Below are 26,384 nucleotides of genomic sequence, written 5' to 3'. Positions count from 1 at the left end.
TCCTGTTTAGGGAACGACACTTGTGATGCGGAATTTCGCCTTTTTTACACCATTCAACTCATGAATAGATGGCATTACATAAAAGTTTATAGAGATACCTTGTGTGTCCCCTGAAGCATATCTCCATCCCAAAGAGAATGACATTTCCCGAAAGGCTTGCGATGATGGCAGCCTTTCCTTGTGCTTGATGATAGTCAGGCCAGTAGCCTGCAAGTAACGAATCAGGGTCATTCTTGAATCTTGCGACTACTTTCATATTGCCGGTATTCGTAAACCAAGCTGGCCGGTATACAAAACCGGTATCTTCAGCGTGATATCCTTTGGTTATGGGGTGGTTCTCATAGTGGATCTGCAATAATGCATTTTTATTCCAGCCGCCTGAATGAACCTCAGATTCACTCAGCTCAAGAATAGAGGTCAACGCCTTAGAAGCACCAGCTCCTATTCCGATCACTTTTCCACCCTTTTGTACAAAGGCATGTAGATGATTACGGCAGGCTTCCTGTTGAGCAGGGGAATCGAGTACGAAATCACGGTAAACACTTCTTATTTCTAATGGAGGATAAAATAAGTGCTCATACCCGTTGTAAACAAGAACATTCACAGAGGATAATGCTTTTTCTGAAGCTAAATCCTTTGCCCTAAATTCCTGAAACGGGATATTCATTTGCTGCAGGGCAAGCTTCAGCCCTGAATGGGCCTTTTTGTGAAAAAGGCCGTCATCTATGAGAATGCCTACAGAAACAGATGCACCTGCTTCTTCGGGTTTAGAGTCTTTCTCCATAGATTTGAAAGACTTCATACCTGCATCTACTTTTTCAAATACAGGCTGACAGTTGACTCCCCAGCTTAATGGAAGACTCCAGGCACAAAGTTCGGATATTCTTTCAGATCCTGACGAGAGATCTTCCCCTTTTGTGAGGAAACAGTAAGCTATATTCGCCCGTGCTTGATTCATTGGAACAATGGTGGAGCCAGCTGGAAATGAATGTCCTTCATACGTGAAATCTTTCGTAGAGGAGTATAGCTTTATTCCATTCTTCTGGAGATGTCGCGTAAGTTTACTGAACTCTGAATGGCGTTCGTTCTTTTCTGTGAGTACGTAGTATTTTGGAAAATAGTCATGTGGGTGAGTGGGATGAACATTCTTGATTCCACGCTGGAAAAAGGCAGCTTGATTTTTGTTTAGTTCCTCTTTGTGCTTTGAAATATGGGTAAGAGCAGCTGAAATTGCTAAAAGAAGCCAGGTGATCCCATCCTCTGAACGGCTCGGTGATTCAATGGTAATCCCGAGGGCACCATGCAGCATGGAATACATCGAACAGCCATATGGACTATAGTCATCCCATCCCCCTTTTCCATCACGGTAAGGAATGTACGTCCCTTTTATCGATTTAAACCTCTTTGAAGAAAACCTTTCCTTTTCTTCAATTAGAAAGGCTTCCATGCACTGAGCTAGAGGCAGTGCCCCTTTCAGATATAAATCATATTCATAAGCCGGGTTGTGAGGTGGGGTACAGGGTTCGATCAATCCAATGTGAGTGGATTTTTTCCATACATACCCATGTAAGTCCAAAACGACGGCAGGCTTTTCTTTCACAATGAGATTGACGACGCTCTCTGTTTCAGGCTGTGATTGTGTAATGAAATCCCTGTTTATATCAAAGCCCTCTGCATTATAGCGTGTCTTATGCACATATCCATCGGGATTACAGCAAATGACACAAAATATAATCAAATCATCCAGCCATTTCGTGCTATCGCCATCTTTTTGAATCTTATTCAAAAAACGCAGTAATGCTGTCGATCCGGTGGCTTCATGTCCATGAATGGAAGCGGTAATAACGATTGGTGTTTTCTTGCGTCCCCCTAAAGAGTTTCTCCTTGTTTGGACTATCTTTGTTCCGGAATCGGCAGGCTTTTGAATCGTAACACACCAAATGTCCCGCCCTTCAATGGACTTGCCGATTGAGGAGAGGGAAAGGAATGGACATTGTTTCGTTTTCTTCTCTATTAATGCTTCTAGTTTTCTATAAGAAAGTATAGTACTTCCCATGTAGTCATAGCCTCCTTTCTATAGTTAATTCAGGAGAATGGTATTCTGCTATGGACAAGTGTCCCTTTAGGACAAAATGATGCATTTTCACTGCCGGATGACTTGGCAAACCTCCCCCGCTCTTCTACTCAGTCGATTTCTTGACAACCATCAGGGACAGCATCTTGTGATAACAGCCTTATATAAATAGCCTTTAGCCGTTTCCTCAGTGAAAACTTGTACATACACTAATACATATAAGTGGATTAACAGATTAGAAAGAGGTGCATCCCCATGAATATATCGATTGAGACATCTACATTTAAGGAGCTGGAGCCTCTCATTCTACTTGCTGGTAAAGATGGAATGAGGGTTAATGACGTACCGGGCTCCGTGTGGTTTTGTGCAATAGTGGATGGAGAGATGGCTGGCTTTGTTTCTTGTTATATAAGAGAGAAGCATGGAAAAGCGGTATTTAAAAGTGATTATGTACGGGGGGAATACAGACGGAGAGGCATCTATCGAAAACTTTTTGAAACGAGATTGAACTACGTGAAGAAATTCAATGTGAGAAAGATTAAAGCTTCCTGTACGAAAATGTCTTTAGAGTGCTTCTTATCTTACGGTTTTAAGAAAATAGAAAGCAGGTCAAGGAAATATACAGATGTTTTGATGTTTGTAGATTAGATTACTAGATGAGCAGGAGGAACGAAATGATTACGCTGAAATTAACGGATATTAGAAGGCTGTTGAATGGAAGACTGGTAAGTGGTTCAGAAAATATGGATATCCATGATGCGATCATATTCCATCAGCATAAGTTAAAGAGGAGTCATACACTGGTTTTCATGGATAAAAGGAAGGCGATCAATGAGAAAAAATGGAAGAGGATGATCAGAAATGCTCCTTGTGCCGTGATAACAGATCATGATCAAGATGCTGTAAACGGGGAGGAGAGATTGACCATCATCCAAGTGAGAAATGTAAGAGAAGCCTTTATGGAGTTTGTACGTTACTACCGGAAAATATGCTCACTCCCGATTGTTGCCATCACGGGGACATGCGGGAAAACAACGACCCGGGAGATGCTCACACATATTATGGAGGAGAATCATTCTGTTACTTCAACGGAGTGGAATGATAACGCCCCCCATAGGTCTTTTGAATACCTGATGAAGATAAATGAAAGCACAGACTTCGGGATATTCGAAACAGGCTTGGGCGGACCGGGTGATCTACGCTATCACTGTAACGTTTATCAACCGGACATAGGGGTCATTACCAACATCGGAAGTTACCATCTTGATCGTTGCAAGACCTTCGAAGGATACCTTGCAGCAAAAGCGGAAATGCTTGAAGGACTGCAGAATAAAGGCACCCTATTGCTCAATGCAGATGATCCGAACATTTCTAAAATCAGCTTGGAGGAGTATAAAGGAACCGTTCATTATTTCAGTATCCATAAGCATTCCGACTTCAGGGGAACCTCAATATCCATCAGTGAAGAAGGAACCCGTTTCACCTTACAGGCAAACGGCAAAGAATACCCTGCCTTTATCCCTGAAATCGGGGAGCATCACGTCTACAATGGATTGGCTGCTTTACGGGCAGCGATGGAGCTCGGGGAAGACATTGAAATGGGAATCAGAAGGTTAAGTAGCTTTAAAAATATTGAAAGACATTTTGAACTGCGTAAAGGACGGAAAGGTTCTACCATCATCGATGATACGTGGAACGTCAACCCTACCTCTTTAAGAGAAGCTATTAAAACACTTTCTATTATCGGAAAAGGTAAGAAACGGGTTGCTCTTCTTGGAAATATCGAAAGGCTTGGCGCAGAAACAAAGGATGTACACAAGCAAATCGGAAAATACGTGGTGGAATATGGCATTGATGTCCTGATCACGTATGGAAAGAAAGCGCAGTATATAGCGGAGCAGGCAGCAAAGGAGAGTCAAGATATCATCGTGTATCCTTTTACCAGTATAAAAGGGATGGATAAAACGATTTTGAATCATCTTGATGAAGACACATACGTGTTGGTGAAGTGCCGGGCCGGCAGTAGACCCTTGATGAGATTAAGAAAACGCTTGATGGAATCTGAGTAAGAATGGAAAAGGGAGGGGTGAATGGTGAAACGTTTACAACTAAAGGAAGTAATAGAGGTGGTGGGAGGGCGCTTGGTTCATGGTTCAAAGGATGTAGTGGTGAAAGACGCAGTCATTTATCATCTCCATCCCATCATTCAGAGCCACACAATGATCTTTTTAGATAGAAGGAAGCCATTCAACTATGAAAAAATACAACATCTGGAACCCTTTGTCATCATTAGTGATGCAAGGAATAGCAGGGAGAAATATCAGGAAGCCTTTGCGGTGATTGAGGTGGAAAATATCAGAAAGGCCATATTTGCATTTGCTGAATTTTATAGAAGCTTATTCAGCATTCCCGTTATTGCCATTACTGGAACGAATGGTAAAACAACGACAAAGGACATGATTGTTCATATTTTGAAAAAGCAGTATTCCGTTCAGTCCACTGTAAGAAGCAGAAATGCGCCCAGGAAGTCCTTCGAATATCTGATGGGAATCGATGAGAATACAGAAGTAGGTGTATTCGAAACCGGCTTGGGGGCTCCCGGGAATCTTCGATATCATTGTGATATTTTCCAGCCTACCATCGGAATCATCACGAACATAGGAATTTTTCATTTGGATAAATGTAAAACGTTGGAAAATTATGCTATGGCAAAGGGAGAAATTATTGAGGGTTTAAAGAATAAAGGGACTTTACTGGTAAATGGAGACGATGAAAATATAGCAACACTTCCATTAAAAGACTATAAGGGGAAGCTGGTTTCCTTTGGGAAATCTGAAGTGGCAGATTTGAGAGCTACTAATATTAAAATGGATTCAAGTCAAACCAAATTCACGGTCACTTATGAATATAAACAATATCCCGTGGTTCTGCCTTGTCTCGGTGAGCATCAGGCTTATAATGCATTGGCAGCTATAGGGGCTGTACTGGATGTTGGTGTGGATATCACCAATGCCATCAACGCATTACAATCGTTAAATGTACTGGAAAAACACTTACAAGTGAAGCAGGGGATCAATGATTCTACCATCATTGATGATTCATGGAGTTTAACTCCCGGGGCATTAAAAGAAGCATTGAAAGTTCTGCAATCCATTGCGTACAACCAGAAGAAGATTGTGTTGATTGGAGATATCGGCCGCTTGGGAGATCATACGATAAAAACACATTTAGAAGTTGGGGAGATGATCTCGGAACAAGACATAGATGTTCTGATCACCTATGGACATAACGCTAAAAGAGTTGCTGAAAGAGTAACACAAAAAAACACGCACATCCAAGTATACCCATATTTAAATATACATGACGTCTATCAAAAGGTCAGCTCTTTATTATCGCCTGATAGTTTATGTTTGTTTAAGTGTTCAAATACAGATATTGATCTAATGGGCCTTAAAGAACAAATTATCAAGAAAGGTGAAATGGAAAGGAAGCATCATGATGAACGATAACCTTAGGACAGGAGTGAGACAATGAAACCTCTGCCACTGAAAGAATTGATCGGTGTGATGAACGGAGAGCTCATATACGGGGATGAAAATTTCATCGTGAAGGATGCAATGGTTTTACATTTACACAGAATAAAAGAGAAACATACGTTAATTTTTTTAAAGAAACGCAAAGCCTTTCACATTGATAAGGTGAAAAGATATTCGCCTTATGTCATCGTAACCGATAAAAGCGATGAAGAACTGAAGGATATAGAAGCTGCCGGTATGATAAGGGTCCAAAATGCAGATGACGCCTACTGGGCTTTTACCCGGTATTACCGGCATTTATTTGAACTGCCGATCGTCGCGGTTACAGGTACATGTGGAAAAACCACTACCAAAGAAATGCTTTCCCACCTTTTATCCTCCACACACTCCATTCAATCCACCATCAGAAGCAGGAATTCCACCAGGAAATCCTTCCAATATCTCATGGGAATCGATGAAAATACAGATGTTGCCGTATTTGAAACGGGTCTGAACGGTCCGGGCAATCTTCACTATCATTGCAAGGTGTTTCAGCCCACGATTGGAATCATTACGACGATCGGTGTCGATCATTTGGATAAGTGCAGGACGTTAAACGGATATATTAAAGCAAAATCCGAGATCGTATCAGGAGTAAGGAAAGGTGGCACTCTTATCCTAAACAGCGAGGATGAAAACACAAAAAAAATATCTCTCACAGGTTTCACCGGAGATATCATTTATTGTGGAAAAAGTGAAAGTGCTGATTATAGGGCAAGTGATATCGTTTACAAAAAGAACGGAATGTCATTTACTTTGCACCATAAAGAGAAGACTTATAGAACCTATTTACCGGGATATGGTGAGCATCAGATTTACAATGCGCTGTTTGCTCTTGCAGCAGCCCATAAAATCGGGTTGAACCTTACGAAGGCAGTGATACGATTGAAGGCTTTTGAAAATCTGGAACGGCATCTCCAGGTTGAAGAGGGCATCAATGCCTCTATGATCATCGATGACACGTGGAGTTCAAATCCCACATCAGTCGCAGCAGCCATTCAAGTATTGGAAACTCTGGGAAATAATAAAACAAACGCTTTGTTATTAGGAGATATTGCCTATTTAGGAAGTCATGTAAGGGAAATTTATCATGATTTAGGAAAATTAATTGCCTCTACAAAAATCGATATCTTAATTGCAGTCGGGGAAAATACAATGCATTTAGCAAATCAGGCGAAAAAATATGGGTTTAAAGGAAGAGTGTATACAACGGCTTCTGTCGTTCTTGTAAAGGAGTATGTTGAAAGTCTGCTAGATGAAAAAACCATTCTTTTAGTTAAGGGTTCTATGATGGATACAGAATTAATAGGGCTTGCTAGGTCTTTTAAAATGAAAGAATAAACGGGTGGGAACAAAGACCTATTCACTTACCCCTGTATGTATTACAATGCTTCCTTGGCAATTATTACATCCATTTTTGGGTGAAAATCAATGTTATACTTTCTGTGGATAATTATTAGAAAATTTCACTTTATTCACAGGAGGTAGAAACATGAAGAAATTAATGACAACAGCGGTTTGCACAGTTGCTTTGACGTTCAGCTCTGTGTCTATTCCGCTTGTGCAGCAAGCAAATGCAGCAACAGCTCCCCAACAAGCTGAGGTAGAGCAGAAAGCTGATAATATCATATCGACTGCAAAAAGTTTAATAGGTAAAGCGACATACGAAAGGTATGTTTATAATCCGCCACATCAATTTGGCTGCAGTGGATTCATTTACTATGCCTTCAAACAGAACGGTATCGACCTTGCAACAAGAGATACAAACGTACAGGCTCAATTAGGTGAGTATGTACCAAAGGATCAGCTTCAAAAGGGAGACATTGTTTTCTTTGACTCAAATCCGAATGATAATGATCCTGTGACTCATAATGGAATATATATAGGCGATAACAAGATCATTCATATGGCAGACGAAGAGAATGATATTCTTATCTCAGACTTAGACGGAAAAGAATATTATCAGAAAAACTATAAAACAGCACGCCGTGTACTTCCTTCCTTTATGTTTGATCAAGCAGCTTCCTCAACTGGAGAAAAGGTAGTTGAAATTGCGGAAGGTTTAATTGGAAAAGCTTCCTATGGCACGCCTTATAATGAAGAAACCTTGACATTCAATGGTGCAGGAATGACTTATTATTCGTTTAAGCAAGTAGGAATCGATCTTAAATCAAAAACAGCCAGTGAACAATCAAAACTGGGTGAACCGGTTAAACGTCAAGACCTTCAAAAAGGTGACCTTGTGTTCCTTTCAAATAATTCAAGTAACGGAAAGATTGTTCATGTAGGTGTTTATGCCGGGAATGATCAAATCGTCCACGCTGCCGGTTCTCAATCAGGAATCAAGAAGAGTGTTATTCTTAACGGCTACTACGACGAACATTATGTTACAGCTCGCCGGGTGATTGATGTGAAAGCGGCCGATACAGAAGATCAACCTGAAACGACAGAACCTGAAGCACCTTCTGTCCCTCAGGAAAAACCTGAAACAGAGACTGATGTTCAACCTGAGGAAAAACCGGAGAACACGGAAGACAAGCCTGCCCCTGCTCAAGATAAAGGCACAGAAGTATCAAGCCTGGCTGAAGATCTAATGGGTAAGGCTCAATATGGGTATTCTTATGATGAAAGTACAATGAGCTTCAACAGTGCGGGACTTGCTTATTATGTCTTTAAACAGAACGGAATCGATCTTCAGGATAAAACGGCAGCAGGTCAAGCAACAAAAGGCAAAAGCGTCAGCAAATCCCAATTGGAGAAAGGCGATTTAGTGTTCTTCTCGAATTCTTCAAGTAATGGAAAAATTGTTAACACCGCGATCTACGTAGGCAACAATGAAGTAATCATGTCTGCCGGCAAAAGCGTGGGGGTAGTTAAGCGAAACCTGGATAGAAGCTGGTATCAAGAAAATTACGTAACTGCCCGCAGAATTATTCAATAGCAAAAGCTTCGAAAAGTTTGTGTTCCAAGAGCTTTTCCAAAGTCTAAATCTAAAATGACCGGAGTCCTTTAAAGGATTTCGGTCATTTTTTTGTTTTTTTAAATAGGAAAAATATGTATATAAATCGGTGATCTATGATACTATTAAAAATAATAATCCAACAGGAGGACAATCCATTGAGGGGTATTGGCGGTATTTTACTTAAATTTTTCTTCTCTATAGTAGGCATTATTTTTATAGGCGGACTGCCCGTTCTCCTTTCCGGCATAGGCCATCGTGAATTAAGGTTGCAGGCATATTGGCAGTCCATTAAGGAAATCGTGTTTGCCCTGTTTCACCCGGGGGATTTAACATATGTCATTATCGGGGGCCAAAGGGAACGCGACTTGTTTCCTTATTTTTGGGAGCCGATCACCTATTCGTTACTCGTGTTGTTTTCTGCCTTTCTTTTGGCCAGCTCCTTAAGTATTCTCCTCACGATCCTCACCATGTTGTTTTCTCAAAAAAACAGAGACCGGATCAAGTTCATCTTTTATTTGTTCGAATCGGTGCCTGATGTTCTGGTAATTTTGCTTTCACAGTTGTTTGTACTCTCCCTGTATAAGCAAACTGACATCCTGTTTTTTGAAATTGCCTCAGTCGGCAATGAACGCGCATTCCTACTTCCTGTCCTTGTATTGACGATTTTGCCAACAGTTCAGTTGTTCAGGATTTCTATTCATTCATTTGAGACTGAAGAAAGAAAAGACTATGTCACATTGGCACGATCCATTGGACTCGGGAAACTGGTGATTTTGACCTTTCATATTTTAAGGAATGCGGTTATCTCCGTGTTCTTTCAGTCAAAAAAGACCATCTGGTTTATGCTCTCTAATTTATTTGTTCTGGAACTGATTTTCAATATCTCCGGAATAACCCGCTTCTTAATGTCGACTTTGCAACCGAAAATGTTTACGATTGCAGTTCTTTCCATTTTCATTCCTTTGTTTGTCTTCTACACGGTGGGAGAAATTGTTCTCTCTAAAAAAGCGAATAAGGGAGAGAAAATATAATATGAAGAAAAGTGTGTGGAAAAATCCATTATTTCTTATCGGGTTTACGTTTATTGCCCTCATGCTCGTGGCCAGCTTTATGTATTCGTTGGTGTGGGGGAATGAAGTAAGAAGATTGTATTTCATTAGTGTTGATGGTGTTGTCGTGGAATCCTCCCCGATTTCACCCAAATGGCTATTTCCATTTGGAACCGATCCACAGGGGCTTGATATGGTCGGTAAAATCATCATCGGAGCAAAGTACACGATTTTAACCGCATTAGTGATTGCCTTTCTACGAGTATTATTAGCGATCCCGATCGGACTCATTCTCGGGACATTTCTTGTGAAGTATAAGAAATACATCAATGGCTGGATCGATTCCTTCCATTACATCCCCTTAACGATTCTTGCCTATTTTTTGTTGGAACCGATTCTTTGGGAACCATTTGATGGGTTTCCTAATTCTATCGTAGAACGCTTCATCATTGAAATACTGATTTTGACCTTCCTTATTGTGCCCATATTGTCAGCTCTTTTTGGCAATGAAGTCTCTATACTCTACAAACAGGAATTCATCATGAGTGCGAAAACACTTGGAGCGGGAAAATGGCGGATCATTTTCAAACATATTTTACCCGGAATGAAAGAAAAGCTTGTGATCGTATTTGGACAGCAATTCATGCAGACCCTGATCATCTTTATTCATTTAGGATTACTGACCCTTTTCCTCGGGGGAACTGCTGTGGACTATCAAATGATCAAAGACCCTCCAAGATCCATCACCTACGAATGGTCGGGGCTGATCGGGGATTCCTTCAGATACCTTCAAGGAGCACCATGGGTTCCACTGACACCGATTCTATTCTTTTCTGCCACAATGCTCTCTGTTTCATTGATGATAGAGGGGTATGTCCAGGCAACGAGCGGTCACTCGTATTATAAAAGGAAATTCAAAGCTGCCTTTCACCCCTTTAATGAAAGAAAAAATGCACCGGTGCAGGCTGACTTTGAAAAGATAAAAATGTAGTAAGGTTTGTTGCATAATAATAGAGGAAGAAAACATGGTAAAAAATTCATAGTGCATTTAGGTTTGTATAAGAGTATTTCGGGGAATAAGTTTACACTGAGTAAACAATCTGAGACATTATTAACATTTCTAGTATATATATCCACAAGATTGGGAAAGTATGGGTTGTTCACGAATCGTTCAAAATGGATAAAGCCTTGACAGCTCAAGCTTTCCTGCCTTGTTTGTTACGGAATGTCGAATTTTCATGAAATATTTTTGTTACGATTCACAACAAATTGTTATACACATGAAATTATTTTTTGTTATAATACTCGTTGTTGATTCAAATGAATTTACATTTGCTAAACAAATTCTTAATAAATTTTCAGTCATACATGTTTTAAATAAATTCTAATTAAAAAGGTGATGAAGCATGAACTTCTTTAAAAGACAGTTTGATGATATGCGTACTGGGAAGTTATCGTTCTTCTTTACAGTCGTTATACTATTTTGGATTAAGACTTATGCCGTATATTTAGCAGAATTTAACCTGGGAATACAAAATGCGCTTCAGCATTTTCTTTTATTTTTTAACCCATTAAGTTCTGCACTATTATTCTTTGCCTTCGCATTATTCTGGAAAGGCAAAGGGCGATATATTGCGTTTATCGTTATTAATTTGTTAATGTCCTTCGTTTTATACGCAAACGTCGTGTATTACCGATTCTTTAATGACTTTATTACAGTACCTGTTATTTTACAGGCTAAAACAAATAACGGTCTTGGTGGCAGTGCACTTGAGTTAATCAGTCCGCTTGATATTTTATATTTCTTAGATCTATTCATTATTATTGGATTAATGGTTCTTAAGAAAGTTAAGCCGCAAGAGAAATTGCGTTTCCGTTCAGTATTTGCGGTCATGACATCTGCAGTCCTTGTGTTCTTATTGAACTTAGGGTTAGCTAACATTGATCGTCCTGAATTATTGACTCGTAGTTTTGACCGTAACTATCTGGTGAAGTATCTTGGAACTCACAACTTTACGATTTATGATATTGTTCAAAACTCTAAAACGTCTGCAAAACGTGCTATGGCCGACAGTAATGAAGTTTCAGAAGTTGAAAATTACGTAAAAGCAAATAAAGTAGAGCCAAATCCTGAATACTTTGGTAAAGCAAAAGGGAAAAACGTTATCTACATCTCCATGGAATCCCTGCAAACATTTATGATTGGCAGAGAGTTAAATGGAGAGGAAGTTACACCATTCTTGAACTCTTTAGTGGATAGTAAAGAAGCTATGTACTTTGATAACTTCTTCCATCAAACAGGTCAAGGGAAAACATCTGATTCTGAGTTTATTATTGAAAACTCATTATTCCCTCTTCCCCAAGGTGCTGTATTCATGACACATGCTAACAACACGTATCAATCAGCTCCTTCGATTCTAAAGGGAAAAGGATATACTTCAGCGGTATTCCACGGTAACTACAAAACATTCTGGAACCGTTCTGAGATGTACCGTTCAATGGGGTATGACGAATTTTTCGATGCAACGTATTATGATATGAGTAATCCAGAAGAACAGCTTCCTTATGGGTTAAAGGATAAACCGTTCTTCGAAGATTCAATTCCGATGCTGGAAAGCTTAAAACAACCCTTTTACACAAAATTCATTACGTTATCCAATCACTTCCCGTTTGACCGCCACGAGGAAGATGCTAATTTCCCTCAGGGTGAAACAGGTAACGGTGTAGTGGACCGATATTTCCAAACGTCACATTACATGGATCAAGTATTGGAAGACTTTGTGAACGATTTAAAAGAAAAAGGTTTATATGATAATACAATGATTGTTCTTTATGGTGATCACTATGGTATTTCTGATAACCATAATAAAGCGATGTCTGAGGTACTGGGTAAAGAAGTGGATAATTTCGAAAGTGCTCAGCTCCAACGAGTGCCATTGTTCATTCTTAACTCTGGTGCAGAAGGTGGAGTTAACAATACGTATGGCGGACAGATTGATCTTCGCCCTACAATTATGCACCTTCTTGGAGAAGAGACAAAAGATTATCTAAGCTTTGGTCAGGACCTGCTTTCTGAAGAGCGAAAGCAAATCGTACCTTTCCGTAATGGTGATGTCATTACAGATAAGTACTCTGAAATTAAAGGAGTCTGCTACGATAACGAAACAGGTCAACCTGTAGAAGAAGGAAATAATTCATGTGAAGAAGCAAGTAAGGAAGCAAACAAGCGTTTAGAGCTTTCCGATAAAGTGGTTTATGAAGATCTACTTCGCTTCTATAAACCTGAAGGATATAAACCGATAGATCGTTCAGATTATCAGTATAATAATCCAAATCCAAAGAGCTCAGAAGATCCTGAAGCTTCACAAGAAGAAAACCACGAATAAAATAAGTAACTTTAAGCAAGCTCCATCCACCTATTTTGGTGAGATGGAGCTTGTTTTTTTTGTTGTTTACTCTTTCGTAAACATTGTTGCTATTTACACAGAGAAAAACATGGACCGTTCCTTTCCGCTCCAGGCACAAGATTCCCTGGGGAGGAAGTCAAGCCTCCTCGGGCATTGCCCTGCGGGGTCTCGACCTTTCCTCTATCTCCCGCAGGAGTCAAGTGCCTTCCGCTACAATCCACTCTGTGCTATTACATTCTTACTGCAAATAAACGTATAGAAAATCAACACAAAATGCTCGTATTGTTTGTCTTTGTATGGAGCAGCAATCCCCAAGGCATATGGGACCTTGAATGACAAAAAATAAGTTCAAACAATCTTATCTATAGAATGTCCTATTATCTCACCGGGTATATAACTACTTGTAAAGAGAGTAGTGATCCCTTTTCTATTGTAACCTTTAAGCTCTGTCACGAAATTCTCTTATAGATGGTGAGGGGAACTGCGTAGACTCCTGCGGAAATACGGGCGTGCCGAGACCCCGGAAGCGAAGCTGAGGAGGCTCGGCCGAACGTCCGCGGAAAGCGAAGCAGTTCCCCTCACCATCCAACACATACTAATTGACAGAGCCGAAGCAGACTTTTGGTTAAAAAACAACAATCTTTGCCAAAGGTACATTGTTATTAAAAGATAAACATCTGATCGATTTTGAATGTTTTATGATAGATAATGATTATTTTTGATTAAAAATGATTGATTTTTGTAACCGTTCTCATTATAATGAAAGTAACAAGAAACGGAGAAAGTAGGAGAATGCTATGTTAACGGAGGAACGACATCGAATCATCTTAGACTTATTGAAGGAGAAAGATGCGATAAAAATCCAAGAGATTGTGGATGTTACGAACGCTTCTGAGTCAACGATTCGCCGGGACTTAACACAGCTCGAGCAAGAGAAATTTCTGAAACGTATACATGGTGGGGCTGCGAGGCTTCAAGGGAAACTGAAGGAATTGAGCGTTTCTGAAAAATCATCCAAAAGCTTTCATGAAAAGCAATCCATCGGTCAATATGCTGCTTCCCTGGTAGAAGAGGGCGATTGCATCTTCTTGGACGCCGGTACAACGACATTGAGTCTCATCGACCATCTTCCGGAAATGGATATTGTGGTTGTGACCAATGGGTTGACCCATGTGGACGCGCTCATTCAAAAAGGATTTAAAACGTATATGATCGGCGGATACGTAAAGCCGGTGACAAGAGCGATGGTCGGAAGTGGAGCGATGGAATCCTTACGCCAGTATCGATTTGATAAAGCATTTATGGGGGCGAACGGGGTTCATGCTCAATATGGATTCACGACTCCGGATCCCGAGGAGGCTCAAGTAAAGCGCATGGCCATTGAATTATCAAGAGAAGCCATGTTCTTAACGGATGACTCCAAGTTTGGAGAAATTGCTTTTAGCAAAATAGTGGATCTCGATAAAGCCATTATTATAACGAACGCACTGGACGGCGAACATGACATGGCAATGATGAAACAAACTACGATAAAGGTTGTGACACCATGATATATACCTTAACACTTAACCCTTCTGTCGATTACATTATGGAACTTGACTCCTTTCAAAAAGGCGGTCTAAACCGAAGTGAGAAAGAAAGTGCATTTCCCGGAGGTAAAGGAATCAATGTCTCCCGTGTTTTACATGTACTGAATGTAGAAAGCGTTGCTCTTGGATTTGCAGGAGGATTTACTGGTGAGTACATTAAACATTTTTTAAAGAAAGAAAAAATACAAAATGACTTTGTAGAAGTTGAAGAAGCTTCACGGATTAACGTAAAGGTTAAGTCTGATGATGAAACGGAAATCAACGGTAGTGGACCATCGATTCGCGTGGAACATATACAACAGTTACTTGGGCAGATATCTTCATTAACAGAAGAAGACATGATCGTTCTGGCGGGGAGTATACCTGGATCGGTACCAAAATCATTTTACCAGCAGATTGTTGCACAATGTAAGGAACAAGGAACGAAAGTGATTATCGATGCCGAGAAGAACTTGATTCAACCAGTTCTTTCCTTGAATCCCTTCTTGATCAAACCGAATCATCATGAGCTGGGGGAGATGTTTGGTGTGAAGATTGAGTCAGTTGATGATGCGGTTCACTACGGAAAGAAGTTGAAAGATTACGGGATTGAAAACGTGATGGTTTCAATGGCGGAAAAGGGTGCCCTCTTACTGACTGGTAAAGAGACCTTGTATTCTTCCGTACCAAGTGGAGAGTTGCAAAGCTCGGTCGGTGCAGGAGATTCTACCGTTGCCGGATTTCTTGCGGGACTATCAAGGGGCTGGAGCATTGAGGATGCATTCCGCTTAGGAACCTCGGCTGGATCTGCCACAGCTTATTCAATCGGTCTTTGCTCATTGGAAAAAGTGGAAAGCTTATTTGAAGAAATTCAGATTACGAAAAAATAGGGGGGAACAAACATGAGAATTACTGAATTACTAACGAAAGATACAATTCAGATTAATATAACTTCTATATCAAAAACTGGCGTTATTGACGAATTGGTTTCCGTATTAGATAAAAGTGGGAAGCTAGAGGACCCTAAAGAATTCAAGCAAGCGATTCTTAACCGTGAAGCACAAAGTACAACGGGTATTGGGGAAGGGATCGCCATTCCTCACGCGAAAACATCGGCCGTTAAAGCACCTGCGATTGCATTTGGCAAATCAGCACAAGGAGTAGACTATGAATCTCTCGATGGGGCTCCTGCTCATTTGTTCTTCATGATTGCAGCAACAGAAGGGGCCAATCAAACACATCTTGAAGCATTAAGCCGTCTTTCTTCTATGCTGATGGACTCCGAGGTCCGCAAAGCGTTAGTGAATGCTTCATCAAAAGAAGAAGTTTTAGAGATTATTAATGTTCATGATCGGGAGGACGAGGAAGAGATTCCTGCTGAAACTTCCACAAACGAAGGAAAGGTCCTGGCTGTAACAGCATGTCCTACAGGGATTGCTCATACGTATATGGCGGCAGATGCTTTGAAAGCCAAAGCGAAAGAAATTGGTGTGAATCTAAAAGTAGAGACGAATGGTTCTGGTGGAGCAAAGAACGTCTTAACTTCTGAAGAAATTGAAAATGCCGTAGCTATAATCGTAGCTGCCGATACTAAAGTGGAAGTGAATCGTTTTAAAGGAAAGCATGTGATTGAAGTTCCTGTGGCAGAAGCGATTAGACGTCCTGAAGAATTATTGAATCAGGCTATGAAACAAGATGCTCCTCTATATAAAGGTAGAGAGCAATCTGGTGAGACTGGGGCTGGTCCTGAGAAAAAACAAAAGACAGGCTTTTACAAGCATCTGATGAATGGTGTTTCTAACATGCTTCCATTCGTTGTAGGTGGAGGTATCCTGATTGCGATCTCGTTCTTATTCGGCATTCAGTCAGCCAATCCTGATTCTCCTGAGTACAATGAATTTGCCGCCATGTTAATGAAAATCGGCGGAGATAATGCCTTCTACTTAATGGTTCCTGTTTTAGCGGGATTCATTGCCATGAGTATATCGGATCGACCTGGATTTGCCCCTGGTATGGTGGGTGGATTGATTGCTGCAACTGGTCAAAGTGGATTCTTGGGTGGAATTATCGCCGGTTTCTTAGCAGGTTATGTAGTTCTCGGAATCAAGCGTTTAACAAACAATTTCCCTCCTTCATTGGAAGGGATCAAACCGGTATTGATCTATCCGCTACTGGGAATTTTCATTACTGGATTCATCATGCTTCAGTTCTTGGTGGAGCCTCTAAGTGCAGTCAACACGGGTATACAAAACTGGTTGGATGGATTAGGGACAGGGAACCTGATTTTACTCGGACTTGTTCTTGGGGGAATGATGGCAATCGACATGGGAGGTCCGATCAACAAAGCGGCCTTTACTTTCGGCATTGCCATGATTGAAGGAGGAAACCTTGCTCCCCATGCTGCCATTATGGCCGGAGGTATGGTGCCGCCATTAGGCCTGGCCCTAGCAACGACAATATTCAAGAAGAAGTTCAATGATAATGAGCGAAAAGCTGGGTTCGCGGCTTATTTTATGGGAGCATCTTTTATTACTGAAGGAGCTATTCCGTTTGCTGCAGCCGATCCATTTCGGGTCATCCCTTCTATTGTGACAGGTTCAGCGGTTGCAGGAGCGCTAGCGATGTTCTTTGGGATTGGTTTACCTGCCCCCCACGGTGGATTATTCGTATTCCCGGTAGTAGAAGGGAATCCGTTCTTATATCTGTTAGCAGTACTGATTGGTTCTGTCATTACAGCCGTGATGGTTGGGTTATTAAAGAAACCGATTAAATGATAAATGAAAGAACCAGGTGATCTCCACCTGGTTCTTTTGATTTTTGAGTTTTAAAAGGTTCATTCCAGGTAAAAAGTATAGGTAGATGATGGGGAGGGGAAAGGCAATGGAGATGATAGAATTTCTGGAGATTCCAGATGAGTTTTACACTGCTCTTATTCGTATTATGTTAATCGTTCTACTGAGCGGCTTAATTGGTATAGAGAGGGAATTTAAAAATCATCCAGCTGGTTTACGCACTCATATTCTTGTGGGTGTCGGCTCTTGTTTATTAATGCTTGTTTCCCTATATGGATTTGAACCGTTTTTAGACGAACACCCTCAATTAGTTGGTTTTGATCCAAGTCGGATTCCTTCCTATGTCATTTCCGGAATCGGCTTTCTAGGTGCGGGAACAATTATGGCCCATGGAGGTGTGACGGTTAGAGGCTTAACCACTGCCGCCAGTATTTGGGTTGTTGCAGGCTTAGGGTTGGTAGTCGGCATCGGGATGTATTATTTAGCCATCTTTACAACACTGATAATCGTCGTGACGTTATTTTTCTTGAACAACCTGGAAAGCTTTTACAAGGAAAAAGTGAAGCATAAGAAGCTCCTACTCCTTAGTCTGATCGTGCAAAAGGGGAAGGGTAATATCACGTCTATAAATGACGCACTTCATGATCATGGAATCGAGATCACTCAATACCAAATTGAAGAAGGAGATAAAATGGAGGGGGTGGATGCCTTTAAATATTCCCTTCTTATATTAACACCAAGTGCCCTTCAGTTTAATGAAATACTGGAAGTTGTCCAAGATTTAGAGTGTGTGAAAAAATTCCAGCTTCACAAAAAATAAGTTAAGGAACTAGGGTGTTCATTCATCCTCATTCCTTAACTTTTATAAGCTTTCAATTTCTACATCTTTTATCCCTTCGATTTCTGAAATCGTATAGTAAATGTCTACCGTCTTTTTTCTGAAGTCCACAATGATTTTCAATTCCAGAAGGTGTTGCTGATTTTTCAAGTCTTTGATCCGGATATTTTCAATAGAAATTTCCTCAGCTTTTATTCGTTCAATAATCGATTTGATTTCTTGTTTTTCCAAAATCGTAGCACGTAGGGACAGCTCTTTTTCCCGCAATCGTTTCGGACCTAAATACGTAATAATAATAGGCACCACTTCAACGGAGACAATCAAGAGAATCACACCTGCTGTAGCTTCCATATAGAAGCCCGCTCCAACAGCAATTCCGATTCCTGCCGCTCCCCAGATCATAGCTGCAGTCGTTAACCCGGAAATGCTGTCATTTCCTCTTCGTAAAATGACACCTGCCCCTAAGAAGCCAATCCCTGAAACAATCTGAGCTGCCAGTCGCAATGGATCCATCGTGATGTTTACTTTATCCGATCCCTCGGAAATATAAGCAGACTCAATAGAGACAATTGTTAATAAACAGCTCACGATACATATAACGAGAGACGTCTTTAAACCTACAGGCTTTCGCTTTAATTCTCTCTCCAGCCCAATAATTAACCCTAATACCGCAGATACACCCAGCTTTATCATAAATGTCGTATCTAATAGTTCCATCAAGCCCCCTCCAGTTCAACGAATATCCCTGAAAATTCATGTAGTAATTTAACCATGCTGATTATAAAATAGGAGCAAAGAATACATATCAGGAGGTTTGTCATGTCGGACACGAAGTTTAATCCGTACCTTTTACTCGCAATCGGAGTCATCTCAGTATCAACCTCTGCCATCCTGGTAAAGGTATCGAGTGCACCAGCAGGTGTTTTGGCCTTTTATCGGTTGTTTTTCACAGTTTTATTAATGTCCCCTGTATTTTTCTTAAAGTATGTGAGGGAACTGAAAGTTATTACTCTAAGAGATTGGATGTTTTCAATTTTAGCCGGGGTCTTTCTTGCCTTTCATTTCATACTCTGGTTTGAATCCTTAAATTATACTTCTGTTGCCAGCTCTACGGTACTCGTTACATTGCAGCCATTATTCGCTTTTATCGGGGCTTACTTGTTCTTTCAAGAAAAAATAACAGGGAGAGCCATCATCTCGGCGGTTTTAGCTGTTAGTGGGAGTTTCATCATAAGCTGGGGAGATTTTAAAATAAGCGGAAGCGCGCTATGGGGAGATATTTTAGCCTTGGTGGCGTGCGCTCTTGTAACAGGATACCTGTTATTCGGGCAGACAATAAGGAAACGGCTATCCCTCATTACCTACACGTACTTGGTCTATGCGATAAGCTCAGTCGTTTTATTCTTATATGTCATAATGCGTTCCGAAAGCCTTGGGCCATATCCGAGAGAGGATTGGATCTACTTTCTATTACTTGCCATTATCCCGACACTATTAGGTCATTCATTATTCAATTGGTCCCTGAAGTGGTTAAGCACCTCAACCATCTCGATGGCCATCCTCTTTGAACCAATAGGAGCTTCAATCCTTGCTTATTGGCTCTTAGCTGAAAAAGTGATGATGACTCAAGTGGTTGGAGGTCTTGTTATTATCATCGGCGTTACCTTCTTCTTAATAGAAGAAAGGAAATTAAAAAAGATGGTCCAAAAAGTCAACGAGGTGAAAAAGAATGAAGAACTTCCGCATTAGAAAGGCAAACCTTCAAGACTCTCCCGGGTTAGCATCCGTACACGTCCATAGCTGGAGAACGACGTACAAAGGAATCGTTTCAGAAGAATATCTTCAGTCTTTATCAATAGAAGAAAGAGAACAAAAGTGGGTACAAATCCTGTCCGGATCTCATCATACGTATGTATGTGAAGTAGATGATGGGGAAATCATTGGCTTTGTTTCATTTGGGAAAGAGCGTTCTGGGGAATACGAAGGGGAATTGTATGCCATTTATCTTCTAGAAGAATACCAAGGTAAAGGCATCGGGAAAGAGCTCTTCGGAATTGCCGCTACAGGTCTTAAAAAACTAGGATACAACTCTATGTGGATCTGGGTGCTAAAGGAGAATCCATCGAAACATTTCTATTATGCCTTAAAACCTACACTCATTAAGGAAGAGGTATTAACGATTGGTGGTGAGTCGCACCAGGAAGAAGGGTTGCTGCTGGAACTGCAGTAAAAAGGAGTAGAGGAGTGACGGCTCCTTTACTCCTTTTTACTTTATTCACTTTACCAGAGCCTCTTTAAGAAAATACGTATGTAAAACCAGAAAATACAAACGCCATGACGACTGAAAAGATGAAGGTCATTCCTCTTACAGGTGTAGTGCTTTCACTTATCTTAAGAGCTTGTACATATGAATACGCAAACAGATACACAGCCATGATGAAGGATAGAGATAATGCGACGTTAGAAAGCATGATTAATAAATCTCCTTTCAGGAATGCGTAGTAATAATGTATATGAAGGTTTACTGTTAAACAGAACAACAGAAGTGATTGATTAAGTTTTTAAAGTTTCACTTAAAAATATATTGCAATAACATTAACGGCATGTTATATTTATAAACGTCGCTGATGCAGCAAACATCATTTCGAAAAAAACAAATGAAAAAAGTTGTTGACGCGAGAATAGAAGATATGTTATATTAGTAAAGTCGCTTCGGAGCGGAGCGGACAAGCCTTGAACCTTGAAAACTGAACAAAACAAGACAATACGTCAACGTTAATTCTAGATTTATTTTTAAAGAGCTATTCAAACTTTTATCGGAGAGTTTGATCCTGGCTCAGGACGAACGCTGGCGGCGTGCCTAATACATGCAAGTCGAGCGGACTGATGGGAGCTTGCTCCCATCAGTCAGCGGCGGACGGGTGAGTAACACGTGGGTAACCTGCCTGTAAGACTGGGATAACTCCGGGAAACCGGGGCTAATACCGGATAACTCATTTCCTCGCATGAGGAAATGTTGAAAGGTGGCTTTTAGCTATCACTTACAGATGGACCCGCGGCGCATTAGCTAGTTGGTGAGGTAACGGCTCACCAAGGCGACGATGCGTAGCCGACCTGAGAGGGTGATCGGCCACACTGGGACTGAGACACGGCCCAGACTCCTACGGGAGGCAGCAGTAGGGAATCTTCCGCAATGGACGAAAGTCTGACGGAGCAACGCCGCGTGAGTGATGAAGGTTTTCGGATCGTAAAACTCTGTTGTTAGGGAAGAACAAGTACCGTTCGAATAGGGCGGTACCTTGACGGTACCTAACCAGAAAGCCACGGCTAACTACGTGCCAGCAGCCGCGGTAATACGTAGGTGGCAAGCGTTGTCCGGAATTATTGGGCGTAAAGCGCGCGCAGGTGGTTTCTTAAGTCTGATGTGAAAGCCCACGGCTCAACCGTGGAGGGTCATTGGAAACTGGGGAACTTGAGTGCAGAAGAGGAAAGTGGAATTCCAAGTGTAGCGGTGAAATGCGTAGATATTTGGAGGAACACCAGTGGCGAAGGCGACTTTCTGGTCTGTAACTGACACTGAGGCGCGAAAGCGTGGGGAGCAAACAGGATTAGATACCCTGGTAGTCCACGCCGTAAACGATGAGTGCTAAGTGTTAGGGGGTTTCCGCCCCTTAGTGCTGCAGCTAACGCATTAAGCACTCCGCCTGGGGAGTACGGTCGCAAGACTGAAACTCAAAGGAATTGACGGGGGCCCGCACAAGCGGTGGAGCATGTGGTTTAATTCGAAGCAACGCGAAGAACCTTACCAGGTCTTGACATCCTCTGACAACCCTAGAGATAGGGCTTTCCCCTTCGGGGGACAGAGTGACAGGTGGTGCATGGTTGTCGTCAGCTCGTGTCGTGAGATGTTGGGTTAAGTCCCGCAACGAGCGCAACCCTTGATCTTAGTTGCCAGCATTCAGTTGGGCACTCTAAGATGACTGCCGGTGACAAACCGGAGGAAGGTGGGGATGACGTCAAATCATCATGCCCCTTATGACCTGGGCTACACACGTGCTACAATGGACGGTACAAAGGGCAGCAAGACCGCGAGGTTTAGCCAATCCCATAAAACCGTTCTCAGTTCGGATTGTAGGCTGCAACTCGCCTACATGAAGCTGGAATCGCTAGTAATCGCGGATCAGCATGCCGCGGTGAATACGTTCCCGGGCCTTGTACACACCGCCCGTCACACCACGAGAGTTTGTAACACCCGAAGTCGGTGAGGTAACCTTTTGGAGCCAGCCGCCTAAGGTGGGACAGATGATTGGGGTGAAGTCGTAACAAGGTAGCCGTATCGGAAGGTGCGGCTGGATCACCTCCTTTCTAAGGAAGATTTAACTAAACGTTTGACACGTCGAAGTTTTGTTCAGTTTTGATGGTTTAATAAGGTTTTTTGCGAAAGCAAAATAACCATCCATCAAAACTTTTTGTCTCTTACGAGATCAAAATGTGTTTGTTCTTTGAAAACTAGATAAAGATAAATTGATAGTCAAGAAATTACCGAGTATCGCCATTTTAGGTTTTAAACCTGATGTAACAACCAATTCGGTTAAGTTATGAAGGGCGCACGGTGGATGCCTTGGCACTAGGAGCCGACGAAGGACGGGACTAACACCGATATGCTTTGGGGAGCTGTAAGTGAGCTTTGATCCAGAGATTTCCGAATGGGGGAACCCATTGTTCGTAATGGAACAATATCCTTACTTGAATACATAGAGTATGGAAGGCAGACCCAGGGAACTGAAACATCTAAGTACCTGGAGGAAGAGAAAGCAATTGCGATTCCCTGAGTAGCGGCGAGCGAAACGGGATGTAGCCCAAACCAAGAGGCTTGCCTCTTGGGGTTGTAGGACACTCTATACGGAGTTACAAAGGAATGAAGTAGACGAAGAAGTCTGGAAAGGCTCGTCAAAGAAGGTAACAACCCTGTAGTTGAAACTTCATTCTCTCTTGAGTGGATCCTGAGTACGGCGGGACACGTGAAATCCCGTCGGAAGCTGGGAGGACCATCTCCCAAGGCTAAATACTCCCTAGTGACCGATAGTGAACCAGTACCGTGAGGGAAAGGTGAAAAGCACCCCGGAAGGGGAGTGAAATAGAACCTGAAACCGTGTGCCTACAAGTAGTCAGAGCCCGTTAACGGGTGATGGCGTGCCTTTTGTAGAATGAACCGGCGAGTTACGATCCCATGCAAGGTTAAGTCGATGAGACGGAGCCGCAGCGAAAGCGAGTCTGAATAGGGCGAATTGAGTATGTGGTCGTAGACCCGAAACCAGGTGATCTACCCATGTCCAGGATGAAGTTCAGGTAACACTGAATGGAGGTCCGAACCCACGCACGTTGAAAAGTGCGGGGATGAGGTGTGGGTAGCGGAGAAATTCCAATCGAACTTGGAGATAGCTGGTTCTCTCCGAAATAGCTTTAGGGCTAGCCTCATGTGTAAGAGTCTTGGAGGTAGAGCACTGTTTGGACTAGGGGCCCTCATCGGGTTACCGAATTCAGACAAACTCCGAATGCCAAAGACTTATCCATGGGAGTCAGACTGCGAGTGATAAGATCCGTAGTCGAAAGGGAAACAGCCCAGACCACCAGCTAAGGTCCCAAAGTATACGTTAAGTGGAAAAGGATGTGGAGTTGCTTAGACAACCAGGATGTTGGCTTAGAAGCAGCCACCATTTAAAGAGTGCGTAATAGCTCACTGGTCGAGTGACTCTGCGCCGAAAATGTACCGGGGCTAAACGTATCACCGAAGCTGTGGATTGACACCTTTAGGTGTCAGTGGTAGGAGAGCGTTCTAAGGACTGCGAAGCTAGACCGTAAGGACTGGTGGAGTGCTTAGAAGTGAGAATGCCGGTATGAGTAGCGAAAGATGGGTGAGAATCCCATCCACCGAATGCCTAAGGTTTCCTGAGGAAGGCTCGTCCGCTCAGGGTTAGTCGGGACCTAAGTCGAGGCCGATAGGCGTAGACGATGGACAACAGGTTGATATTCCTGTACCACCTCTTTTCCGTTTGAGCAATGGGGGGACGCAGGAGGATAGGGTAAGCGCACTGCTGGATATGTGCGTCTAAGCAGTTAGGCTGATGATGAGGCAAATCCCATCATCGTGAAGGCTGAGCTGTGATAGCGAGCGAATTATAGTAGCGAAGTTCCTGATTCCACACTGCCAAGAAAAGCCTCTAGCGAGGAAAAAGGTGCCCGTACCGCAAACCGACACAGGTAGGCGAGGAGAGAATCCTAAGGTGAGCGAGAGAACTCTCGTTAAGGAACTCGGCAAAATGACCCCGTAACTTCGGGAGAAGGGGTGCTCTGGTAGGGTGCAAGCCCGAGAGAGCCGCAGTGAATAGGCCCAGGCGACTGTTTAGCAAAAACACAGGTCTCTGCGAAGCCGTAAGGCGAAGTATAGGGGCTGACGCCTGCCCGGTGCTGGAAGGTTAAGAGGAGTGCTTAGCGCAAGCGAAGGTGCGAATCGAAGCCCCAGTAAACGGCGGCCGTAACTATAACGGTCCTAAGGTAGCGAAATTCCTTGTCGGGTAAGTTCCGACCCGCACGAAAGGCGTAACGATCTGGGCACTGTCTCAACGAGAGACTCGGTGAAATTATAGTACCTGTGAAGATGCAGGTTACCCGCGACAGGACGGAAAGACCCCGTGGAGCTTTACTGTAGCCTGATATTGAATTTTGGTACAGCTTGTACAGGATAGGTAGGAGCCTTGGAAGCCGGAGCGCCAGCTTCGGTGGAGGCATCGGTGGGATACTACCCTGGCTGTATTGAAATTCTAACCCGCGCCCCTTATCGGGGTGGGAGACAGTGTCAGGTGGGCAGTTTGACTGGGGCGGTCGCCTCCTAAAGAGTAACGGAGGCGCCCAAAGGTTCCCTCAGAATGGTTGGAAATCATTCGCAGAGTGTAAAGGCACAAGGGAGCTTGACTGCGAGACCTACAAGTCGAGCAGGGACGAAAGTCGGGCTTAGTGATCCGGTGGTTCCGCATGGAAGGGCCATCGCTCAACGGATAAAAGCTACCCCGGGGATAACAGGCTTATCTCCCCCAAGAGTCCACATCGACGGGGAGGTTTGGCACCTCGATGTCGGCTCATCGCATCCTGGGGCTGTAGTCGGTCCCAAGGGTTGGGCTGTTCGCCCATTAAAGCGGTACGCGAGCTGGGTTCAGAACGTCGTGAGACAGTTCGGTCCCTATCCGTCGTGGGCGCAGGAAATTTGAGAGGAGCTGTCCTTAGTACGAGAGGACCGGGATGGACGCACCGCTGGTGTACCAGTTGTCTTGCCAAAGGCATCGCTGGGTAGCTATGTGCGGAAGGGATAAGTGCTGAAAGCATCTAAGCATGAAGCCCCCCTCGAGATGAGATTTCCCATCACGTATGTGAGTAAGATCCCTAGAAGATGACTAGGTAGATAGGTCAGAGATGGAAGCATGGCGACATGTGGAGTTGACTGATACTAATCGATCGAGGACTTAACCACACTATAAAGCGGAGGCGGCTTGAACAGAGACGACAAGCATTTCTGAGCAATCAGAAGAGGGTGCCTTTTACCCTCAGCTGATTGAACTGAAATGACCTCGAGTCTCTAGCCGCCGGAGCTGGAATGCTATCTACTTGAAGAAGTAGATGCAATAATTGGTCGATATTCGGCTTTCTTGACATCAATTCTTTATCTAGTTTTCAGGGAATAAATTTTATACGAAAATATAAAAAAGCCTTGAAAAAATATATCTACGCGATATAATAGTACTTGTCCTTAAAAAAGAGACAAGAAATAGTCTGGTGACAATGGCGAAGAGGTCACACCCGTTCCCATGCCGAACACGGAAGTTAAGCTCTTCAGCGCCGATGGTAGTTGGGGGATCTCCCCCTGTGAGAGTAGGACGTCGCCAGGCTTTATATCTTGGAGGATTAGCTCAGCTGGGAGAGCATCTGCCTTACAAGCAGAGGGTCGGCGGTTCGATCCCGTCATCCTCCACCAAGTTTTTTTACGAAAGTAAAATAAACTTCATTTTATTTTGCGCCAGCAAAATATCTTTCCTTGAACTGCTTCTGTGAAGTAACTTTCCATTAA

The 26,384-nt window shown here is 42.6% G+C and carries 17 protein-coding genes, 1 tRNA gene and 3 rRNA genes; 18 read left to right on the top strand and 3 right to left on the bottom strand.

Annotated elements, in window-relative coordinates; translation table 11 throughout:
* Positions 1–58 precede the first annotated feature (58 nt).
* On the bottom strand, positions 59–2,056 hold the full coding sequence (locus ACYH0O_RS20315; protein WP_482630092.1) for a DUF2817 domain-containing protein: 1,998 nt from the start codon (positions 2,054–2,056) through the stop codon (positions 59–61).
* A gap of 273 nt (positions 2,057–2,329) precedes the next feature.
* Between ACYH0O_RS20315 and ACYH0O_RS20310 the strand changes: the two genes are divergently transcribed.
* From ACYH0O_RS20310 to ACYH0O_RS20255, 12 genes are all read left to right on the top strand, one after another.
* The gene (locus tag ACYH0O_RS20310) at positions 2,330–2,722 is read left to right on the top strand and encodes a GNAT family N-acetyltransferase (protein WP_482630091.1); all 393 of its coding nucleotides are present in this window, start codon (positions 2,330–2,332) and stop codon (positions 2,720–2,722) included.
* Positions 2,723–2,748: 26 nt separating this feature from the next.
* Positions 2,749–4,143, top strand: coding sequence for a UDP-N-acetylmuramoyl-tripeptide--D-alanyl-D-alanine ligase (locus tag ACYH0O_RS20305; RefSeq protein WP_482630090.1), 1,395 nt, complete (start codon positions 2,749–2,751; stop codon positions 4,141–4,143).
* A 21-nt stretch (positions 4,144–4,164) separates the two neighbouring features.
* Positions 4,165–5,583, top strand: coding sequence for a Mur ligase family protein (locus ACYH0O_RS20300; protein WP_482630089.1), 1,419 nt, complete (start codon positions 4,165–4,167; stop codon positions 5,581–5,583).
* 21 nt (positions 5,584–5,604) lie between these two features.
* Entirely contained in the window at positions 5,605–6,990 is a 1,386-nt protein-coding gene (locus ACYH0O_RS20295; RefSeq protein WP_482630088.1) for a Mur ligase family protein, read from the top strand.
* Between the two features lie 151 nt (positions 6,991–7,141).
* Positions 7,142–8,590: a C40 family peptidase gene (locus ACYH0O_RS20290; RefSeq protein ID WP_482630087.1), complete on the top strand. Its 1,449-nt coding sequence runs from the start codon at positions 7,142–7,144 to the stop codon at positions 8,588–8,590.
* 176 nt (positions 8,591–8,766) lie between these two features.
* Positions 8,767–9,642 carry an ABC transporter permease subunit gene (locus ACYH0O_RS20285; RefSeq protein ID WP_482630086.1) on the top strand — a complete coding sequence of 292 codons (876 nt, stop codon included), beginning with the start codon at positions 8,767–8,769 and terminating at the stop codon, positions 9,640–9,642.
* A gap of 1 nt (position 9,643) precedes the next feature.
* A complete protein-coding gene (locus ACYH0O_RS20280; protein WP_482630085.1) occupies positions 9,644–10,651 on the top strand; it encodes an ABC transporter permease in 1,008 nt (335 codons plus the stop codon).
* A 415-nt stretch (positions 10,652–11,066) separates the two neighbouring features.
* The gene (ltaS, locus tag ACYH0O_RS20275; protein WP_482630084.1) at positions 11,067–13,046 is read left to right on the top strand and encodes a lipoteichoic acid synthase; all 1,980 of its coding nucleotides are present in this window, start codon (positions 11,067–11,069) and stop codon (positions 13,044–13,046) included.
* Between the two features lie 818 nt (positions 13,047–13,864).
* Complete coding sequence (locus tag ACYH0O_RS20270) at positions 13,865–14,617, top strand: DeoR/GlpR family DNA-binding transcription regulator (RefSeq protein ID WP_482630083.1); 753 nt, start codon at positions 13,865–13,867, stop codon at positions 14,615–14,617.
* Positions 14,614–15,525 (top strand): 1-phosphofructokinase, encoded by a 912-nt coding sequence (gene pfkB / locus ACYH0O_RS20265; RefSeq protein ID WP_482630082.1) that lies wholly within the window; start codon positions 14,614–14,616, stop codon positions 15,523–15,525. Before ACYH0O_RS20270 ends, pfkB begins: the two co-directional genes overlap by 4 nt.
* A 12-nt stretch (positions 15,526–15,537) precedes the next feature.
* A complete protein-coding gene (locus ACYH0O_RS20260; RefSeq protein WP_482630081.1) occupies positions 15,538–17,409 on the top strand; it encodes a PTS fructose transporter subunit IIABC in 1,872 nt (623 codons plus the stop codon).
* Between the two features lie 106 nt (positions 17,410–17,515).
* Complete coding sequence (locus ACYH0O_RS20255) at positions 17,516–18,247, top strand: MgtC/SapB family protein (RefSeq protein ID WP_482630080.1); 732 nt, start codon at positions 17,516–17,518, stop codon at positions 18,245–18,247.
* Between the two features lie 42 nt (positions 18,248–18,289).
* Here the strand turns inward: ACYH0O_RS20255 and ACYH0O_RS20250 are convergent, their stop codons facing one another.
* Complete coding sequence (locus tag ACYH0O_RS20250) at positions 18,290–18,982, bottom strand: MgtC/SapB family protein (RefSeq protein WP_482630079.1); 693 nt, start codon at positions 18,980–18,982, stop codon at positions 18,290–18,292.
* 102 nt (positions 18,983–19,084) lie between these two features.
* Here ACYH0O_RS20250 and ACYH0O_RS20245 point away from each other — a divergent pair, with 102 nt between their 5' ends.
* Together ACYH0O_RS20245 and ACYH0O_RS20240 are read left to right on the top strand one after the other, a co-directional pair.
* Positions 19,085–20,014, top strand: a complete 930-nt coding sequence (locus ACYH0O_RS20245; RefSeq protein WP_482630078.1) for a DMT family transporter — start codon at positions 19,085–19,087, stop codon at positions 20,012–20,014.
* Positions 19,995–20,495, top strand: coding sequence for a GNAT family N-acetyltransferase (locus ACYH0O_RS20240; protein WP_482630077.1), 501 nt, complete (start codon positions 19,995–19,997; stop codon positions 20,493–20,495). Before ACYH0O_RS20245 ends, ACYH0O_RS20240 begins: the two co-directional genes overlap by 20 nt.
* 64 nt (positions 20,496–20,559) lie before the next feature.
* On the opposite strand, the gene ACYH0O_RS20235 is transcribed toward ACYH0O_RS20240, so the two are convergent.
* Positions 20,560–20,736, bottom strand: a complete 177-nt coding sequence (locus tag ACYH0O_RS20235) for a hypothetical protein (protein ID WP_187443431.1) — start codon at positions 20,734–20,736, stop codon at positions 20,560–20,562.
* Positions 20,737–21,078: 342 nt separating this feature from the next.
* Here ACYH0O_RS20235 and ACYH0O_RS20230 point away from each other — a divergent pair.
* The 4 genes from ACYH0O_RS20230 to ACYH0O_RS20215 all read left to right on the top strand — a co-directional run bounded on the left by ACYH0O_RS20230 (position 21,079) and on the right by ACYH0O_RS20215 (position 26,291).
* Positions 21,079–22,630: ribosomal RNA gene (locus ACYH0O_RS20230) — 16S ribosomal RNA — on the top strand.
* Positions 22,631–22,854: 224 nt separating this feature from the next.
* Positions 22,855–25,790: ribosomal RNA gene (locus ACYH0O_RS20225) — 23S ribosomal RNA — on the top strand.
* A gap of 298 nt (positions 25,791–26,088) precedes the next feature.
* Positions 26,089–26,205: ribosomal RNA gene (gene rrf / locus ACYH0O_RS20220) — 5S ribosomal RNA — on the top strand.
* Together the 16S, 23S and 5S rRNA genes with 1 tRNA gene alongside form the textbook arrangement of a ribosomal RNA operon.
* A 10-nt stretch (positions 26,206–26,215) precedes the next feature.
* Positions 26,216–26,291: transfer RNA gene (locus tag ACYH0O_RS20215), tRNA-Val, on the top strand.
* The last annotated feature ends 93 nt before the right edge of the window (positions 26,292–26,384 follow it).

It is taken from the genome of Rossellomorea sp. H136 (assembly GCF_056838065.1).
This window is presented reverse-complemented; position numbering and strand designations above follow the sequence as displayed.

Coding starts and splice junctions, on each gene's coding strand:
- ACYH0O_RS20315 (WP_482630092.1), bottom strand. CDS start 2,056: ATGGGAAGTACTATACTTTCTTATAGAAAACTAGAAGCATTAATAGAG.
- ACYH0O_RS20310 (WP_482630091.1), top strand. CDS start 2,330: ATGAATATATCGATTGAGACATCTACATTTAAGGAGCTGGAGCCTCTC.
- ACYH0O_RS20305 (WP_482630090.1), top strand. CDS start 2,749: ATGATTACGCTGAAATTAACGGATATTAGAAGGCTGTTGAATGGAAGA.
- ACYH0O_RS20300 (WP_482630089.1), top strand. CDS start 4,165: ATGGTGAAACGTTTACAACTAAAGGAAGTAATAGAGGTGGTGGGAGGG.
- ACYH0O_RS20295 (WP_482630088.1), top strand. CDS start 5,605: ATGAAACCTCTGCCACTGAAAGAATTGATCGGTGTGATGAACGGAGAG.
- ACYH0O_RS20290 (WP_482630087.1), top strand. CDS start 7,142: ATGAAGAAATTAATGACAACAGCGGTTTGCACAGTTGCTTTGACGTTC.
- ACYH0O_RS20280 (WP_482630085.1), top strand. CDS start 9,644: ATGAAGAAAAGTGTGTGGAAAAATCCATTATTTCTTATCGGGTTTACG.
- ltaS (WP_482630084.1), top strand. CDS start 11,067: ATGAACTTCTTTAAAAGACAGTTTGATGATATGCGTACTGGGAAGTTA.
- ACYH0O_RS20270 (WP_482630083.1), top strand. CDS start 13,865: ATGTTAACGGAGGAACGACATCGAATCATCTTAGACTTATTGAAGGAG.
- pfkB (WP_482630082.1), top strand. CDS start 14,614: ATGATATATACCTTAACACTTAACCCTTCTGTCGATTACATTATGGAA.
- ACYH0O_RS20260 (WP_482630081.1), top strand. CDS start 15,538: ATGAGAATTACTGAATTACTAACGAAAGATACAATTCAGATTAATATA.
- ACYH0O_RS20255 (WP_482630080.1), top strand. CDS start 17,516: ATGGAGATGATAGAATTTCTGGAGATTCCAGATGAGTTTTACACTGCT.
- ACYH0O_RS20250 (WP_482630079.1), bottom strand. CDS start 18,982: ATGGAACTATTAGATACGACATTTATGATAAAGCTGGGTGTATCTGCG.
- ACYH0O_RS20245 (WP_482630078.1), top strand. CDS start 19,085: ATGTCGGACACGAAGTTTAATCCGTACCTTTTACTCGCAATCGGAGTC.
- ACYH0O_RS20240 (WP_482630077.1), top strand. CDS start 19,995: ATGAAGAACTTCCGCATTAGAAAGGCAAACCTTCAAGACTCTCCCGGG.
- ACYH0O_RS20235 (WP_187443431.1), bottom strand. CDS start 20,736: ATGCTTTCTAACGTCGCATTATCTCTATCCTTCATCATGGCTGTGTAT.